The organism is Entomobacter blattae, assembly GCF_014672835.1.
In the GTDB taxonomy this organism is placed as follows: domain Bacteria; phylum Pseudomonadota; class Alphaproteobacteria; order Acetobacterales; family Acetobacteraceae; genus Entomobacter; species Entomobacter blattae.
The window spans coordinates 385,001-402,905 of the sequence record NZ_CP060244.1; the positions used below are offsets into that span (position 1 = coordinate 385,001).

The following is a 17,905-nucleotide window of genomic DNA, read 5'->3' on the forward strand; positions in this document are numbered from 1 at the left end:
AGGATATGACCAAGGGGTTGGATAAAGTATGGAGCTTTGCCTTTACCACCAACATCAACACAACGCTCTACCTAGCGTCTGGCCAGTTGGTAACGGTTATTGTTGGAAGTCTTTTAGGACCAACAAGCGCAGGGATATACCAAATTGCCAACAAAATGGCAGCCGCTTTTGCCAAACCAGCTGGCCTTATTGAAAATACCCTCTACCCAGAGATGACCAAGCTCTGGCATGATAAAAAAACCAAAAAACTCTATCGGCTTGCTTTTCAAATTACCTTGCTCGCCGGCGGTGTGGCCACACTTCTCATGTTGTTGGCCCATTATATTGGCACCCCTCTGTTAGCTTTTATTCTCCATAAAGCCAACAATCCCCAGGCTGCAAATCTGATGTTCTGGCTCTTGGGCGCAGAAGTTATCACGATCTGGGGACTTCCTTTAGAGCCCCTTCTTATCACAACGCGAAAAACACGTCTTACCCTTATTGCACGCGGGCTTACCACCTTTTTATTTTTATTACTCCTTATTATTACTATCCACCATTTTGGTTTATTAGGGATAGGGCCTGCCACTATATTTTCTACTCTTTTCCTTCTCATTCTCCAGCTGCTTTTTGTCTTAAAGAATCGCTAGAATCTGGACAAGAGCACCCTATGCGGATTCTATTTTCTTATATAGCCCAACCCCACCAAACCTTACATTCCCTTCCTATTGCCATGGAAATGGCCATCTTATTTCCAGAATTGGAAGTTCATGTGGCCTGCCTGACAGACTCTCATCTTGAATATGTAAAATCGCTCTCTCGCTATTATCCTACTGCCCATGTGCACTATGATTTGCTTTATTTGCCCAAAATTCTTAGAAATCGTATTTCTACAGCGGGATATGATGTTTTAACCAAAATGGCTGCTCTATGGCTAAATAGGCGTAATTTTTCAACTTTTGATGCCATAGTGGTTCCTGAACGCACCAGTCTTTACCTAAAAACAATGGGCGTAAAACACCCAAAACTCATCTGGACACGTCACGGAGCTGGCGATAGGGCCATTGGCTTTGCCAAAGATACAAAAAACTTCGACTTTATTCTTTTTGCTGGAAAGAAGCTGAAAAAGAGGCTGGAAGCGAATGGTACCTTAAAACCTGGAAGATATGTTGAGGGAATTTATGCAAAATTCGACCTTGTTGAAAAAATGAGAAATAAAAGAAAACCTCTTTTCAACAATAACGCTCCTATCGTTCTTTATAATCCTCATTTTAAAAATTCTCTTTCTTCCTGGAAGAAATTTGGTATAGAAATATTACAACAATTCGCGGAGCAAAAAGAATATAACTTTATTTTTGCTCCACACTTTCGTCTTTTTGATCCACCAAGCAAGAAGGAGCTTGCTTATTTTTCGCAATTTTCTCGTTATGATCACCTCCTTATAGATCTTGGCAGCTATAAAAGCGTTGATATGACATACACTCAAATGGCCGATATGTACATCGGGGATGTTAGCAGCCAGGTTGCGGAATTTCTTACAACGCCACGCCCATGCCTTTTTTTAAATGCACATAAGGTCCAATGGCACAGTAACCCTAATTACCGGTTCTGGGAGCTCGGTGAAGTAAGTGACAATGCTGATAATATTATTGAGCAGGTTAAAAATGTTTTTTCCAACCAACACCACTATTCCTCTCTTCAGGAACACTATATACAGGAAACTTTCAGTTCGCTTAAACTACCAACAGCTCCAAAGGCTGCCAGAGCTATTGTAGATTTTCTGGGTAAAAACCTTTAACAGTCTTCTCTTTAGTCGATAAATTATTCAGGATAGTAGTTATAGTGGAACAAACAAGTCATCCGACCCCTACGCCTTCCCATCTTAAACGGCGTCTCGGCGACTTCTCTACGCTTACAGAAGCCCTAGATTACGCTGCCCAAGGGACTTCCGGGTTTAATTTTTACTCTGGTAAAGGGGTCCTGCTGGAAGCACTTCCCTACAAGGATCTTGCCTCTCAGGCCAAAGAAACCGCCAGAAAGCTCCTCTCACTTAACCTAAAACCTGGGGATAGGGTTGCCATTATTGCCGAAAGCGATGGCGATTTTGCGCGCATATTTTTTGGGTGCCAGTACGCTGGGCTTGTTCCTGCTCCCTTACCCTTGCCTGTCGCTTTCTCTGGCCATGAGAGCTATATAGAAACTTTACGGGGCATGATAAAAAATGCCGGAGCTTGTGCTGTTATTATTCCACCGGTGATTGCCTCTTGGACAAAGGAAATCACTCAGGAGTTGGGCCTTGTTTTCGGGGGTGCCCCTCAAGAAATTTTTGCCCTTTCCCCCGCAGAAGTTACACTTCCTCATGTGGAGGCTGACCACCTATCTTATCTGCAATTCTCTTCAGGAAGCACCCGCTTCCCCATAGGTATTGCCGTAACCCAAAAAGCTTTTATGGCTAATGCCCATGCCATTGCCAAATATGGGTTGGAAGTACAAGAAAAAGGGGATCGGTGTGTCTCCTGGTTACCCCTTTACCATGATATGGGGCTGGTTGGTTTTTTTCTAACCCCTATGAGTTGCCAGCTGTCTCTGGATTTACTGCCCACACGTGAATTTGCCCGCAGGCCGCATGTTTGGCTTGATTTGATTGACCGAAATAAAGGCACCCTTTCCTATAGCCCCTCTTTTGGTTACGAATTATGTACCAGACGTGCTTTAACAGCAAGCTTTGACCTTTCCTCATGGCGGGCTGCAGGGATTGGCGGGGATATGATTAGACCCCATATTCTGGAAGAGTTTGCAGAACGCTTTGAATCCTCTGGCTTTGATCCGAATGCTTTTGTTGCCAGCTATGGCATGGCTGAAGCCACTCTGGCCCTGAGCTTTGCCCCGTTAGGTAAAGGGATGCAAACCGATACCATAGACCTCAATGCCCTTGAAAAATCTGAGATGGCTGTGCCCAGCAACGATCCGGCCCGTAACCTTCGTACTTTTGTTCTCTGTGGCCCCATCTTACCAAAGCATGAAGTCAATATCCGTGCTAGTAATGGGCGTTCGTTACCTGAACGGCAGGTCGGACGTATTTTTGTACGCGGTCCAAGCCTAATGGCAGGATATTTTAACCGCCCCGATGAAACGCGGCGCGTTCTTGATCATGAAGGATGGCTGGATACCGGAGATTTGGGCTATATGCTTGATGGCCAAATTGTTGTTACAGGCCGTGCGAAAGACCTGATTATTATCAACGGCCGTAATATCTGGCCCCAGGATCTGGAATGGGCCGCTGAAACGGCTATTCCTCTCCTCCGAAGCAGGGATGTCGCCGTCTTCTCACTTGAATGTGGTACGGAAGAAAAGGTCGTTGCCCTTGTGCAATGCCGAGCCTCTGACCCAGATGAGCGCCAAGCCCTGCGTGAAGAATTAATTACCCTTTTCAGGCGCCAGCACAGTGTGGATATTCAGGTTATCCTTGTTCCTCCTCACAGTCTTCCCCAAACCTCTTCGGGCAAGCTTACGCGCGCTAAAGCCAAAGCCATGTTGCTTGCTGGAGAATTTGAGCTCAAAGAGCCCCTTCCTGTTTTATAATTTAACCTCCAACACGATCCAGGTTACCCAATTCGATTGTAAATTATCCCGAAGCCTTATATGGTATCTTTCGTTAACGATTTCCTGTAAGGTTCTTTAAGTGAGAAAAAATGACTGATACCGACACAGTAGAAAGCGTATCCACGCTCATTATCGAAACCTTGCTCGCCAATCCTAAAGTTCCCCGCACCATTAACGGAGAAAGTAAGATTGTTGAGGATCTGGCCTTTGATTCTCTGGCTGTTATGAATTTTGTTATGGAAATAGAAGATAAGCTTGATGTTTCTGTCCCTCTTGACCGCCTAACAGATATCCGCACGATTAATGATCTTGCCCGTAGTATTGTCTCTATCAAACAGGCAGCCTAAATGCCAAAACCACCTTCTCTCTTCGAAAAATACACGTCTCTGCAAAATTCCTTTTCCCAGCTTACGGAAAATGGGCAACGTAACCCTTTTGCTGTTCTTATAGAACGCCCGCTTTCCTCAACAGTGGGGATTATTGAGGGGAGAGAAACCCTTCTTTTTGGCACGAATAACTACCTAGGGTTAAGTCAGTGCCCAGAATCCATTGAAGCTGCTATCGAAGCTGCACGTATTTTTGGAGTTGGCACGACGGGGTCACGCATTGCCAATGGCACTTTTTCTCTTCACAAAAAACTGGAACTGGCCCTTGCTGCCTATTTCAATCGTAAGCATTGCCTTGTTTTTTCAACAGGCTATCAAGCCAATTTAGGAACAATCTCCGCTCTGGCAGGAAAAGACGATTACCTTTTCTTGGATGCAGATTGCCATGCCAGTATCTATGATGGAAGCCGACTCGGACAAGCCCAGGTGATACGTTTCCGCCATAATGATGCTGATGATTTATATAAGCGCCTGAAACGCGTGGAAAACGAGCCAGGCGCCCGCCTTGTTGTGACCGAAGGTATTTATTCCATGATGGGTGATATTGTCCCCATTAAGGAGTTTGTCCATGTTAAGCATGAAACAGGAGCGGCCTTACTGGTTGATGAGGCCCACTCTTTTGGCGTATTGGGCAAACATGGCCGTGGTGTTGCAGAAGAGGCCGGAGTAGAAGATGATATTGATTTTATCACTGGTACCTTCTCCAAAAGCTTTGGAACGGTAGGGGGGTATTGTATTTCTCCTCATCCAGAAGTTGAGCTTATCCGCCTTTCTTCACGCCCCTATATGTTTACGGCTTCCCTCCCCACTGAAATTATTGCAGCGACTCTGGCCTCACTTCGTGTCATTGCCGAAAAACCAGAATTACGCCAAAAACTTAAAGATAACTCTGCACAACTTTTTAACGGCCTACGTGAAGCGGGCCTTCAAACTGGGGAGCAGATCAGCCCTGTTGTCTCTGTTGTTCTTGAGGATATCCCCCAAGCGGTAGCCTTCTGGAACAAACTTTTAGAAAACGGAGTCTATGTAAATCTCAGCCTTCCCCCTGCCACGCCTGATAGACATCCTCTCCTCCGCTCCAGTGTTTCTGCTGCCCATACCCCAGAACAAATCAGCAAAACGATTTCCATTTTCAAGGAAATAGCTAAAAGCTTGAGCTAGAGTGCATCCTTTATAAATTTTTGATAGCGGGGTTTTTAAGAATTCAAAACCCTTACCCCTTGTTTTTACCCTGGTGAAATTTAAGGGCTCGTGATTTAACAAGTTTATATAATAGGCTCGGGGATGCGAGGACAGGATGGCGCCGCTCAAAATTGGAAAGTGTAATTTTTATATTTTGATGGCGAAAAATTTTCCACGCGACGTAGTCAACCCCGCCTTCAAAAGTAAAAACTGCCTTTAAAATCCGCAATAAATTTAAGGGCTTTCCCTTTTTTGAACGCGCAAGCCACCTTTGAAACAAGGCCTGTTTTTTCTCTTTTTCAATTAAAGGAGAAAAGACCCCATCCTTCTCCTGAAAAGGAATGTTTTGGGCTTTCCACCCCTCCCTTAAAAAATAAGTGTAACGCTCTTCTTTCCTTTCCAACAGAATACGAGGACGATTGTTATCCTCCATCCGCAATTCCGCCTGGTAAGTCTTCTGGAACAGGGAATACCAAAAAGCCTCACCTTTCCCTTCTCTTGACCCTAACACCGCCGCCCAGAAGGTTGCCGTTTTTACACATCGAATAAGACAGACCAAGATGGCATCAGCAGCTTTAGGGTTATTGACCCATACCAACCGGGCAGGTTGAGCAAACCGTGCCCAAATTGTTATATCATAGGAATATCGACCACTCATTTTATAAAACTGCTTGAGGGTTATAATAGCAACTTTCGCGCGAATCACTTGCCCTCGAATCTGGCATTCATAATATTCTACATTTGGCGGCAGTACCCTATTCCCGAAATGCTTTAAAACTGAACCGGGCCAATCGGAGACTTTATTGACAATGACATAAAAATCCAAAATACCATCAGGGTCATCCTTTTCGATAGCAGAACCATAAAAAAGCACCCCCAACGGTTGGCTTTTGCCTAATATGGTTTGAATAAGCTCCTCTGCATAAGGGTGAATGGGCCTATGCAAAAGCTCTTGTATAAGGATGCGCGCAAGCGGGGTAGAGGGGGCGTTTTTCATGTGTTCGTACCCTGTTTTGTGCATCAGGCCTGAATAAAATCAAACAAGGGGCCCGAAAAGAGATGGGTAATCCCATCGGCTCCACTTTCCATCACTTCTCCGTCTAAAACAAAGTCGTGAGACATTTTTAAGGTAATCTGGTGGGCTGTACCACTATCGTAATGGCGATTTTTTCTTAACCAGGCAGGAGAACGACCCGTCAGCAGCGCTGCACTGGCAGCCAGTAAGTGGGGAGGATGATCCTTAACCTTAAGATAATGAATGCCCCCTTCCTTCTCGTTCCAGAAAGGCCATATGGATTTTGTAAGTTGGTTAAGCGTCGTTGAAAGAAACAAAAAGCAATAGTCCTCTTGGCCATTCTCCTGGTTTTTGGCCATAAATACTTTCTCCCCTTTCATCCATTCGTCACGGGTTTTACGAAAAATCAGCTTTCCAAAAGCCGAAGCCAAAGTAATGGCAACGGCCATCTCATGGGAGAAATGATCAAGAATAGCTGGCTTATGGGCAATCTCTATCGCCCGCGTATAGGCCGCCATCCCATGAAACATCCCCAGCACAGCTGGCCTGGCAGGGTCACTCCAACGCACACCTAAGGCATGCCGGCGCCTGACATTGTAACGCATGGTTTTGTTTTCACACAGCTCCTCAAGGCGCTTAAGAGCAGACAACCCCCTTTGGCCAAAACCTACATCTGAGGCAATAAGGTTTGTATTTCCTGATGGAAGAATAGCAACTGCCGGCAAGGCCTCATCATCATAAGCATGGTAAATGGCGGTTAAAACATCACTCACCGTACCATCGCCTCCATCAACTGCAATACAGTCCACTTCCTGGCGGCTCATGTCCTGGACAGCTTCAATGATCGATTCCCGAGAAGGTGGCTCTACAAACCATTTTCCTAGGTAATCTTGGGCTTCCTTGCGGAAATTATCCGGGTCGTTTACATTTTTCCGACTACGTGGATTACGTATCAGTGCAAAATTACTACTCACGGCCATTCCTGATTATTGATAGAACTCTGACACTCTTTAGCTGTTTTTTTCAAAGTAAAAACAAAGAAAGAAAATTATTTTTCCCTATAGAAAAAAGGTAAATTCAGCTAAACAAAAATATCCGCTTTACCTCTATGGGCTGTATCTTGTGAATAACTTTACCCTTGCTCACCTTTCAGACATCCATCTTCCCCTTCCCACAGAAGGGCTCTTATTCAAACAGTTTCTGAATAAACGAGCATTAAGCTACCTATCATGGCAACTGAGGCGCCGCCATCATTACCTAAAAACGATTACAGATACAATAAGGAAGGATATCCTCCAATGCGCACCAAACCTGGTGGCCATCAGTGGAGACCTGACAAACATGGCCCTTCCGCAAGAATTTTCTTCGGCCGCTGAATGGCTTGAGCATTCAGGCTTTCCCCAAACCCGCCTTGTTTGTGGCAATCACGATGCCATGGTAGCTGTCCCTCCTCAGGAAGGTATTCTCAAATGGCAACGCTGGATGATGTGTGAACAAAATTCATTACCCTTTGTTACACGCCTTGGCCCCATAGCGCTTATTGAGGTTAATACAGCCCTCCCTACTCTTCCCTTTATGGCCACTGGGGAAATTGGCGAAAACCAGATTCAGCAATTGGAATTTAAGCTCTCTCTGACCAAGCAGGAAGGGCTTTGCCGAATTGTTATGCTCCACCATCCCCCCCTTAAAGGTCAAGTTGCCCGCCGCAAATCGCTCATTGATCAAAAAAAATTTTGTAGTATTCTAGCCCAATATGGGGCTGAGTTGGTACTGCATGGGCATTCCCATAAAATTACCCAGGTTATGCTTGATGCCCCTAACCCAATACCAGTTATAGGAATTTCTTCTGCCTCGCACCTTACAACAAACCCTAACAAACGCGCAGCATGGAACCATATCACCATTTCACGTGAGTCCTCATCATGGAAGATTGATGTTATGACCCGGCAACTCAGTCCAGAACATACCATGCATGTTTTTAAACATTCCACGTTTATAATGCCCGTTGCACGTTAAGACCCTAACGCATGACTCCATCACGGATTTTCTTCTGGATCAAACCTAGCCTGGTTGACCGCTACGTTATCCTTCAAAGCCTATCGCCCTTTATCATTTCTCTCAGCGTTGTCCTTGTTGCACTCCTGATGGAACGGCTGTTATTGCTCTTTAATCTCCTTGCTGATTCCTATAACCCTTTTAGCCGTTTTTTAGGAATGCTTACAGATCTTGTTCCCCATTACCTTGGGCTTGCCTTGCCCTCTGCCCTCTGTGTAAGCATCTATTCTGTTGTTCGCCGCCTAAACCTCAACAATGAAATTGATACTATGATGAGCAGCGGGCTTTCCCTCTTACAAATTACCCGTTCTTACATTGTCATGGGTATTGTTTTTGGCATTGCCAGCCTCTTCCTTTATGGTTTTATCCAGCCCTATGCCCGTTATGATTATAGGGCAGCTTTTTATTTTGCTAGCCATTCGGGGTGGGTTCCTCATCTGCAGGCAAAAATGATTGTAAGCCCCAATAAAAATCTTATGATTACTGCTGAGAGTGTAAAAAAACATGGCAGCCTTCTCTCTCATGTTTTTATAGAAGATGACAGCACCAGCGCTTCGGGAAAAGCCATTAAACGAACGATTACCGCTACAAAAGGTAACCTCATTCTCTCCTCAGACCGCTCAAAAGTCGAGATCGACCTATTCGACGGCCGCATCATTACCCAAGAAGAGGACCATCGCCCAACCATTACCAACTTTTCTCACACTACGAAAATTCTCTCCCAGCAAAATCATATCCCTGCTTTTAGAAGCCGAGGCGATGATGAGAGGGAGCTGACCTTGCCTGAACTCAAACAAGCAATGAAGGCAGAAAAAAATACCATTTCCCACAGCGATTTACGTGGAGAATACCATTTCCGTCTTGTAAGGACGCTTTCTTTTCCTTTTATTCCCATGCTGGCCACTGCACTTGCCATTTCTTCTAAAAGACAAAAACGTAACAATGGGTTATTTTTTCTGGCCCTTACTTTAATTGGGTATGATAACATTCTACAATTAGGAGCCAATCTTGTTTCTTCTGGTAAGCACACACCTTTTGCCGTAATCTGGCTTCCTTACCTGATTTTTTCTTTTTTATGCCTTTATCTGCTCTATTACAAATCAGGCGGGAGAGTTGGCTTTCTCTCTGCCCATATCCGGAAATTTCTTAAACGCAAACAAGGCCATTACCCCCATACCCCTTCATAATCATGGCATTTTCCTTTTTTAAAAGATCCCGAAGCAAAGCATTAAACTCTGTTTTACTTCGCTATCTTACCTACAATTTTCTCTCTAAAGTTATTGGTGTAGCCATGATTTTGGCTGCCTTAATGGAAATTTTAACCCTCCTTGAAGCGACAGGACAGATTATCCACCGCCATTTGGGGGTTAAGGGAGTACTTCTTTACGCAAGCTTAAGGTTTCCCCTTTTGCTAGGGTTTAGCCTGCCGATCAGTATACTGATCGGGGCCCTCATTACTTTTTCACGTCTGACAATCAATAATGAAATTGCCATTCTGCGTGGAACGGGCCTCTCTACCCTTCAGCTGGTCAAGCTGCTTTTGCCGGCAACCCTTGGACTCGGCATCCTTTGCGCCCTTATTAACGACCAAATCACCCCAAGAGCCGAACTGGCCCTAGCAACATGGTGGAATAAAACCGACCTTCAACCGGAAAAGGCTAAGCCTTTTTGGTTTAGATCTAAAAACAGGCTGGTTAAGATAGGTTTTATTCAAAACGGTGGAAAGACCATCAACAATATCAGTATTTATAACCGTGATGAAAATAAAACGCTCACCCAGATCATACACGCTAAAACAGCTTTATTTGAGCAAAATCATTGGATTCTCAATAAAACCCATGCAGTGGATATAACTGTTGATGCCGTTACAGAAAGTAAGGACACTGCAGACACTATAACCCTTCTCCCCTCTCCCCCTCCACTTCAGCGGGTTGATCTTGGTATTTCCCCTCAGGAAATGGTTTTTCTCTCCATGGATCATCCGCCATATTCTATCCGCAACATGCTCAGGGCGATCTCTGGGAACCTTCCTTCCAGATTACCCGAAAGCTATTTTTTCACAAGCTTGCTAGATCGACTATTACTTCCTATCTCTTTTCTAGTTATGCTATTATTGGCGTTGCCAGTCATTTACATACCACCGCGGACGGGCACACGAAGCTGGCTTCCTGTTTGGTGTTTAGGAGGGGGGTTGTTATTCATAGTTTTTCAGGGAATTTTAAGGGCTCTCGGTGCTGCAGGGACCTTACCATCTTTTTTGGCTATCATCCCAGGCATTATTATATTCAGCCTGGCCATCACGACTATTCTCCTAAGGATTGAAGAAAAATAATGTCTGACACATCACATACTTCCCGCTCAATCAGCTCCATATTCTTACGGCAAGGGCGAAGCTATGATCTTGGGAAAATGGACCTTCCCCAGCTTTGGAAAGCCTATCTCACCTATCCCACCATTAACCTCTATATGGTTCTTATCCTTTGCAGCATCGTAGCGGTAATATATAGCTTTGATGGATGGATGAATATTCTCCTTCCCACGGTCATTATGTTGGTGGGGTTTCCTGTTATTTGGTACATTTTGCACCGCTTTGTATTGCACAGCCGAATCCTGTATAAAAATAAATGGACCGCCCGGACTTGGAAACGAATCCATTTCGATCACCATCAGGACCCTCATCTTTTAGAGGTTCTGTTCGGCTCCCCGGTAACAACTCTTCCAACCATTGCCATTATAGCAGGCCCCATTGGGTATTTTAGTGGGGGCCTTAGTGGCATTGCCGCAGCAATAGGCGTAAGCCTTTACCAAACCTGCTGGTACGAATTTTTTCACTGCATCCAGCACTTAAATTACAAGCCTCGTTCAAAATTTGTCCAACTTATTAAACAACGCCATCTCCTCCACCATTTTCACGATGAAAATTGGAACCAGGGCATCACCAATTTTATCCCCGATATTCTGGTAGGCTCCTACTTCCGCTCTGCAAAGGAAGGCCCAAAAAGCCCAACCGTCTTTAATCTTGGCTACGATTTAGAAGAAGCCAAACGCTACCCTTGGGTCATGCAAATGACGGGCGCGCCTCCTAAAGACAAACCCGATGGTGATACAAGCCAACAAAAGTATCAAAAGTAAACTCACAGAATGACAGCTTATTCCTTACCAGGCTTTAATGCTCACCACCGCATTAATGCGCTTGTTTTAGCTGGAACTCGCCAGGGTCCAAAAGATAGATTGGCCATTCATGGGGGAGTTTCTCATAAGGCCCTTCTTCCCATTCAGGGTGTGCCTATGGTTACACGTGTTGTGAAAACCCTCGCGAGCCTCCCCTACATTGGCACCATTTCCATTTGCTCAGAAGATCCTTCCCTTCTACAAAAAGCAGAATTGGAAGGATATGATTTTATAACCGCTCATTCTGGCCCAAGTGCAAGCGTTCTCGCAGGCTTACACCGGCTTGGTACGCCTTTATTGGTCACTACAGCTGATCATGCTTTACTTCAGGCCGATTGGGTACATAATTTTATTACTCTTCAGCAAAAGAACCCCACCGATATTGCCGCAGCCATTACCAGCCGTGAGCATATTCTTAAAGACCTGCCCTTTGAAACCCAGCGGACCTATCTAAAACTTGCCGATGGCCAGTTCTCCGGCTGTAATCTCTTCATGCTCAACACCGAAAAGGCTTTAAGTGTTGTTCGTTTTTGGCAAAAACTTGAAGCAGAGCGTAAAAACCCCTTAAAAATGGCACAGCTTTTGGGTTTTAGAACGTTAGTCCTCTATCTTGTCAAACGGCTTAATAGAAAAGCGATCTGTCAGGCCATACAGCGTTTGACGGGAGCTACTGCACAGCTTACAGTATTAGATACAGGATTTGCAGCCATTGATATGGACAAACCTGCAGACCTGGAACTTGCAGACAAGATCTTTAAAAATAATTTGCTTAACCCTTCCCTTCCTGCCTAACCTCTGTGGAATATAAATCACCAGTGCCAGAATTTTTCCCGAAAATTGCGTATGTCATTAACTCTCTGGAGGGAGGGGGAGCTGCTCTTCCCCTCCCTTCTCTTATAGAGATTATGAAAAATAACGGCTATACGGTTGAGGTTTTTGCCCTTACCTTGAGAGATGGTAAAGCCTTGGAAAATATTAAACGCACAGGCACACCTGTCCATGTACGCACTGGAAAGGAAGAGAACAACCTGGCAGCCTTTTTTTGGTTATATTTTAAAATAAAGGACTACCATCCCAATCTTATCTGGACATCTCTTACGCGGGCTACTCTCCTGGGGCAAATAGTAGGGCTTTTATGCCATATTCAAGTTGTCAGTTGGCAACATGCAGGTTACCTGAAACCAGCAAATCTGACCTTGCTACGGCTTTTGAAGCGCATCCCTGCCTTATGGATTGGAGACTCCCAAGCCATTACCGACCTTACCCATAAGCGCCTGGCCATCCCCAAAAATAAACTGGTCACGTGGCCAATATTTAAAGCCAACCCAGCAGCACCGCTTGCCAGCCCTTGGGAAAAGGGCCAGGTTGTTCGTATCGGCTCACTTGGGCGACTACATCCCGTAAAGGGGTATAATATCTTACTGGAGGCCTTAGCCCTTCTCCTTGATTCTCAAGATATATGGCATGAATTCCAACTCACTATCTGCGGGGAAGGAGACGAAAGGGTATCCCTGCAAAATAGAATTAACACGCTTAAATCTTCCCTTTCTAAACCCTTCCATATCACGCTTCTTCCCTTTACCCCTCAACCAGAAGAATTCCTCTCCACCCTTCACGTCTATGTTCAACCATCGCGTTCAGAGGGATTTTGTGTGGCAGCACACGAAGCTATGCAAGCCGGTTTACCTGTTATTGCCTCTCAGGTTGGACAATTGGCCTACAGCGTAAAAAATGGAGAAACAGGATATCTCGTCCCCCCTGGAGATGCCCAAGCCCTGGCCAAGGTTCTCCTGAATATCCTTTCTGATCCAAGCTCTCTCGCTACCATGGGACGAAAAGCCAGAGAAGAAATCCTTACGGCTTACAGTGCTGAAAATTTTGAAAAAACAGGGAACCAAATTCTTTCTCGACTCGGGCCATTACTGAGCTAATCCCAACGAGGAAAAAAGACCCTCTCAAAACCCTTAACAGATGTTGCCTTTGGTTCCTGAATGATTATCTTAAAACAGCGATCCATGTTATAGAACGATGAGCTTGATGTTGCTTGCAGAAAAGAGCACAGCTCATACCCCTTTTATTAACAATATAGCCCGAAACAACAATATAATCCAAAACGCGGAATGAGCCTTCATACTGGTGCTGTATCCAATCAAACCCTTCAGGCACCATAGGTAGAAGCAAAATCGTCAAAAACAGGCAGCTCTTCCTTAAAATTGGCTATAATAATACTCAATAATTTCAGCTACTCCTGACATTACACATGATATTATAGAAGGTAGGAACCACCCTTGGATAGGATTTTTTGGGATAATGTTTATACTCTTCCCAAGGCGATTATCAGATAGGTTTGCCAGTTTGCCCCCAAAACATGGCGAAACTGGGTTGAAAAAATAAGAAGGGCCAAAACATTCACAAAGCCCGTACGAACAGGGCGTAAGACCTACTGCATTAGCACATATAAGCGCAACAGCCCTACCAGCACTTGATGAAAAAGGCCTGTCAGGATTAGTTGCAGAAAGTTGTAGCAAACAAACAGATCGTCAATCCCATAACCCCGCACCAAAGGCAGCAGTCACCAATGCAACAGAACCCGCAATCCCTGAAACCAGGCCCTGTACCGCAATAGAATTTACCGTAACACAATGATCCTAAAAGGGAGAAAATCTCTTGATTTTCCTTTTAATATCTAGCCCTAAAGATTGGGGCGAAAACTGGATTTTTTTTACATCAACCAGCGTTACATCACCCACAGCGGAAAGGGTATGCATACCATCGCGATAAAGCCCGCTAGAGTGAGGCAGGCTGAGCGAAACACCACTACGAGCAGAAAAGAAAACGCTTGATAAGTCTATAATATGTAAAGGGGTAATGCCACCACCATAGGTTTTCTGGCAATTTTGTGTGGGAAGAACAAGCCCTCCTTCCTTTGTAAAAAAGGGTGTTCCTCCTGGCCTGCTACTAGTTATATTTCGCCTTACCGGTTCATGGGATATCGTCTTCCATGGTCCATATAAATGCGGGGCAGAGGCAATTTGTAAAACACTCTGTTTTTCCATCTTTGCCCCAACGGGAGTATAAAACATCCACCATTGGTTCTGCCAAAACAAGGGTGAAGCATCGATTGCATTCTCTGGAAATTGAAAGGCTTCAACCTTTTCCCATTTATCAGGAAAAGAAACAGCCCGATATAAACTTACCTGCCCAGACCGAAACGCCTCGGGCAACATATAAAAGGTGCCTTCCCATTCAAAAACAAAGGGATAGGAGAGATGCCACGGTTCAGATAAAACCGTGCGCCGTGGCTGAACGGGCTTAAATGTTTTATCAAGCACCACAAGGTCTATTCTACCTTTGCGAGAGGCATAGTCATAAGCCTCAACAAAAACATAGAGCAAGCCATTCTGCCAAAGCCCAAACGGATCTGCCAAAAAACTTAAAGGGGGCATTTCCTCAAGCCAGTGGACAGAAAATTTACCCACTCCCCCTTTAGCGATTATTGCTTCTATAGGAGCATCAACAACACCAACCCGCCAAATATCAGACCATAGCGGCACTGCTATTTATTCAACCTCTATTTCATCAAGAAAATGCAGCACCATTGGCTTACTCAACAAAGGTGTTACAGCTCCCACCAGATTCTGAAAATGAGTGGTTTTCCCATGTTGATCAATAGCGTGTTGGTTTTTCCATCGTTCAACAAAAATAATCCGCTCAGGATGAGCTGACTCACGATGGGCTGTATAAAATACATTCCCCTCTTCTTGCTGAGAGCCCTTTACACAAGCTTTAATTGCAGGAAGGGCTTTTTCCAAACCGCCCTCTTTAAAATCCAAAATCGCTACAATTCCAATCTGATTACTCATAATACCCTTTAAAATATCGTTATAAAAATACCATCATAAAAATATTGATGACCATCGTCACTCTTGTTGGCTATCACTGCTGTTGGTGACAGTCAGCGTAATAAGTTTGTCTTCACAATTCAATAAAAATATCCATACTCTCAAGCTTTGGGGCTTCTCTCAAAAACCAATAACAGCATCCCCCCCAAAGGTAAACTGCCCAGCGTTACGGCTTGCATTAAAGGGCCGTGTGCCATTGAGGGAACGATCAAAACGGATTTCGGGACGGATTTCAAATAAGGAAAAAACATCAGAGAAATGCCCTAAATCCGGTTTGTAGGTCAATCCCAGCGTAAGGGCTCCGTAAGTGGTGGGCGGTGCTGACACAGAAGGAACACTAATCCCCCGCAAGGCACGAGTATAGCCCGTATTTGTTTGAAAGTTAGAGACAAATGCCCCTGTGTTATCCCTGTAGAGTTCTGTACGCAAATTGAATGTTAGCTCCGGATCAAGCTTATACGCCATAAAGCCTACAAAACTGTAAACATCTGCACGCAACCCCTCATCATGAAGGTAATTGACTTCTCCTGTTAAGGTTGCCTCTTCAGAGAGTTTATAGGTCACATCAATATCGTTCCAATACCGCATGGCTGAGTTGGCACGGGGGCCAAAAGTACGGGTAGGGTTTTCTGGGCCGATCCGGCTTAACTGCACAATGGTTAAATCTCCTCCTGCCAAGTTATTGAGCGTGACCCCAAAATAGCCTGCAGGCTCCCCGTTATTATCACCAGAACCAATGGTGGTTTGGTTACCACTATCTATGCCTGTGACAACATCGAACGTCTCATCGACATGAAATGTTGTAAGAATTCCTAAATGCTCAAATGGCACAGAATAATTAGAGGTATAAGCCAGGCTATAAAAAGGGCGTGTTGTGGGATCTAACCCTTCTACCCCCATAATGGCTGTCATAATACCGGCTTTAACATCAACCCCTCCTTCAGTAAGCCACGGCAGATGGCCAGTTAAATAGGCCTCGGAAGGAATAAGCTGGTAGCGTTGAGTAATCATATTTGTATCCATCCCCAGAAGATGAAAATACCGTGCATCCGACCCATAAAGCAACTGGATATCAAACCCCAGCTGGTAGTCCTTGTTTAATTGGGGATCAAGATCTTTTGCAATTGTTAAGGTCATTTGATTGAGCTGGGCCTGATTGGCGTGATCAGTCAGCAATGACCCAAAATTCAACCCATCTTCCGGGCGGGCCGGGTTGGCTATAATCCCCCCTTCCACCTGCCCATGGACGGTAATGCCCTCCACCCATTGTGAAAAACTGCCCGGTTCATTTTTTTGCGTTACAGCATGAACCTCGGTGCCGTCCTTTACCTTACGGGCTTCTAGAGGAATGTCTTCTTCAGCATGGGCAGATTCAGCATGGACAGAAAGCGGGATACTGCAAAGCCATAAAACGGAAAAGGCTATCCACGACCCCTGTTGGCGTGGCTTCTTAAAACTCCACAATATTTCACCAAAACTTACACCCATACAAGGCCTCCTCCAACAAACATTCTCGACGCTGCCGTAGGTCATCGAACCACTCTTTAATCTTTATTGTTTTTATAGCAGAGAAAGCAAAATAATGATGATGATTTTATTGAATTTTTTGAAATTTATAGAAAAAATTAAGCCTGTTGCCGCATTTTTATTCCTATGCCTTTATTTTATTCTTTCTCTCTTTCCTGAATGCTCTTTTTTTACTCATAAATCCTGATATAACCACCGTAGCGGTTTCATGATATTGTCTCTAACAGCATTTTTGCCCATAGAATAACGGATTCCCCTTCCATGACCTCTTCCATAACAAAACGCCTAGAAGCGGCCCAAACCATTGTTAAACACGCAGCAAAAATTGCCATGGACATGCGCCCACCACCAGGTGGTCCTACCGGCAAGCTCAAACAGATGCAAGACTGGGTTACAGAAGCTGATGGTGCTGTAGAAAACTTTATTGGCGAACAAATCAAAAATCTCTTTCCAGATGATGGCTTTCAAGGTGAGGAAAACGGCCAAACCCGCTCTGGGGCCTTGCGCTGGGTTGTAGATCCAATTGATGGAACCTCCAACTACGGACGGGGCCGTAACCGGTGGTGTATCTCCCTTGGCCTTATGGACGGTGATACGCCTGTTGGTGGCATTATCGAAGCCCCTATCCAGCACGAGACCTACTACGCCCAGAAAGGAAAAGGCGCATTCCTGAATGGAGCACGCATTTCAGCTTCAACCGTAACAGACCCCTCAACAGCCATGTTTGAAATGGGGTGGAGCCCCTATACGACAACAAAAACCTACCTTGAAAAAATGCAAGCCATGCTTGAACTTGGCGCTATGCCCCGCTCCAGTGGCTCTGGCGCTTTGGCACTCGCAGATGTTGCCTCTGGCCGGCTGGATGGCTATCTAGAGATCGTCATCAATTTATGGGATGTTGCAGCAGCCCTGGTGCTCCTTGAAGAAGCGGGCGCACGCGTGACCCCTTTTATCCAGCACGGTGGTCTAGAACGCGGAATCAGTATTCTTGCTGCCGCACCTGGTGTTGCAGAACAGTTGGGAAATGCTCTTGGATATAGTTTTTGATTTTTGACCAGAAACTGCCATATATCTGTTATATGCAG

The 17,905-nt window shown here is 45.0% G+C and carries 18 protein-coding genes (1 of these 18 only partly in view); 12 read left to right on the plus strand and 6 right to left on the minus strand.

All coding sequences use genetic code 11. The annotated features are described in order from the left end of the window. The 5 genes from JGUZn3_RS01725 to spt all read left to right on the plus strand — a co-directional run. Positions 1-629, plus strand: the end of a protein-coding gene (locus tag JGUZn3_RS01725; protein WP_203414044.1) for a lipopolysaccharide biosynthesis protein. The gene continues 754 nt to the left of window position 1, outside the view; 629 of the gene's 1,383 nt are visible here — the last part of the coding sequence; its start codon lies beyond the left edge, outside the window; it ends in the stop codon at positions 627-629. A gap of 20 nt (positions 630-649) precedes the next feature. Beyond that, entirely contained in the window at positions 650-1,777 is a 1,128-nt protein-coding gene (locus JGUZn3_RS01730) for a CDP-glycerol glycerophosphotransferase family protein (protein WP_203414045.1), read from the plus strand. A gap of 44 nt (positions 1,778-1,821) precedes the next feature. Further along, complete coding sequence (locus JGUZn3_RS01735; protein ID WP_203414046.1) at positions 1,822-3,561, plus strand: fatty acyl-AMP ligase; 1,740 nt, start codon at positions 1,822-1,824, stop codon at positions 3,559-3,561. A 110-nt stretch (positions 3,562-3,671) separates the two neighbouring features. Further along, positions 3,672-3,929 carry an acyl carrier protein gene (locus tag JGUZn3_RS01740; protein WP_203414047.1) on the plus strand — a complete coding sequence of 86 codons (258 nt, stop codon included), beginning with the start codon at positions 3,672-3,674 and terminating at the stop codon, positions 3,927-3,929. Further along, a complete protein-coding gene (gene spt, locus JGUZn3_RS01745; RefSeq protein ID WP_203414048.1) occupies positions 3,930-5,129 on the plus strand; it encodes a serine palmitoyltransferase in 1,200 nt (399 codons plus the stop codon). 52 nt (positions 5,130-5,181) lie between these two features. Here the strand turns inward: spt and JGUZn3_RS01750 are convergent, their stop codons facing one another. Together JGUZn3_RS01750 and JGUZn3_RS01755 are read right to left on the minus strand one after the other, a co-directional pair. Continuing rightward, a complete protein-coding gene (locus JGUZn3_RS01750) occupies positions 5,182-6,147 on the minus strand; it encodes a hypothetical protein (protein ID WP_203414049.1) in 966 nt (321 codons plus the stop codon). A gap of 23 nt (positions 6,148-6,170) precedes the next feature. Continuing rightward, a complete protein-coding gene (locus JGUZn3_RS01755) occupies positions 6,171-7,139 on the minus strand; it encodes a diacylglycerol/lipid kinase family protein (RefSeq protein WP_203414050.1) in 969 nt (322 codons plus the stop codon). Positions 7,140-7,287: 148 nt separating this feature from the next. Between JGUZn3_RS01755 and JGUZn3_RS01760 the strand changes: the two genes are divergently transcribed. From JGUZn3_RS01760 to JGUZn3_RS01785, 6 genes are all read left to right on the plus strand, one after another. Continuing rightward, positions 7,288-8,181, plus strand: coding sequence for a metallophosphoesterase family protein (locus JGUZn3_RS01760; RefSeq protein WP_203414051.1), 894 nt, complete (start codon positions 7,288-7,290; stop codon positions 8,179-8,181). 11 nt (positions 8,182-8,192) lie between these two features. Next, positions 8,193-9,407 carry an LptF/LptG family permease gene (locus JGUZn3_RS01765; RefSeq protein ID WP_203414052.1) on the plus strand — a complete coding sequence of 405 codons (1,215 nt, stop codon included), beginning with the start codon at positions 8,193-8,195 and terminating at the stop codon, positions 9,405-9,407. Between the two features lie 104 nt (positions 9,408-9,511). Then, complete coding sequence (locus tag JGUZn3_RS01770; protein WP_238996857.1) at positions 9,512-10,552, plus strand: LptF/LptG family permease; 1,041 nt, start codon at positions 9,512-9,514, stop codon at positions 10,550-10,552. Then, positions 10,552-11,352, plus strand: a complete 801-nt coding sequence (locus JGUZn3_RS01775; protein WP_203414054.1) for a sterol desaturase family protein — start codon at positions 10,552-10,554, stop codon at positions 11,350-11,352. The genes JGUZn3_RS01770 and JGUZn3_RS01775 overlap by 1 nt, the downstream gene beginning before the upstream one ends. Positions 11,353-11,361: 9 nt before the next feature. After that, the gene (locus JGUZn3_RS01780; protein WP_203414055.1) at positions 11,362-12,183 is read left to right on the plus strand and encodes a nucleotidyltransferase family protein; all 822 of its coding nucleotides are present in this window, start codon (positions 11,362-11,364) and stop codon (positions 12,181-12,183) included. 23 nt (positions 12,184-12,206) lie between these two features. Then, positions 12,207-13,322 (plus strand): glycosyltransferase, encoded by a 1,116-nt coding sequence (locus tag JGUZn3_RS01785; protein WP_238996858.1) that lies wholly within the window; start codon positions 12,207-12,209, stop codon positions 13,320-13,322. A gap of 64 nt (positions 13,323-13,386) precedes the next feature. Here JGUZn3_RS01785 and JGUZn3_RS01790 read toward each other — a convergent pair whose 3' ends face one another. The 4 genes from JGUZn3_RS01790 to JGUZn3_RS01805 form a co-directional block, all read right to left on the minus strand. Then, positions 13,387-13,581, minus strand: coding sequence for a hypothetical protein (locus tag JGUZn3_RS01790; RefSeq protein ID WP_203414056.1), 195 nt, complete (start codon positions 13,579-13,581; stop codon positions 13,387-13,389). A 458-nt stretch (positions 13,582-14,039) separates the two neighbouring features. After that, on the minus strand, positions 14,040-14,945 hold the full coding sequence (locus JGUZn3_RS01795; protein WP_203414057.1) for a glucosamine inositolphosphorylceramide transferase family protein: 906 nt from the start codon (positions 14,943-14,945) through the stop codon (positions 14,040-14,042). Positions 14,946-14,951: 6 nt separating this feature from the next. After that, positions 14,952-15,254, minus strand: a complete 303-nt coding sequence (locus tag JGUZn3_RS01800) for a putative quinol monooxygenase (RefSeq protein WP_203414058.1) — start codon at positions 15,252-15,254, stop codon at positions 14,952-14,954. A gap of 159 nt (positions 15,255-15,413) precedes the next feature. After that, entirely contained in the window at positions 15,414-16,781 is a 1,368-nt protein-coding gene (locus tag JGUZn3_RS01805; protein WP_203414059.1) for an outer membrane beta-barrel protein, read from the minus strand. Positions 16,782-17,081: 300 nt separating this feature from the next. On the opposite strand from JGUZn3_RS01805, the gene JGUZn3_RS01810 reads away from it, so the two are divergent. Next, positions 17,082-17,867: an inositol monophosphatase family protein gene (locus JGUZn3_RS01810; RefSeq protein ID WP_203414060.1), complete on the plus strand. Its 786-nt coding sequence runs from the start codon at positions 17,082-17,084 to the stop codon at positions 17,865-17,867. The last annotated feature ends 38 nt before the right edge of the window (positions 17,868-17,905 follow it).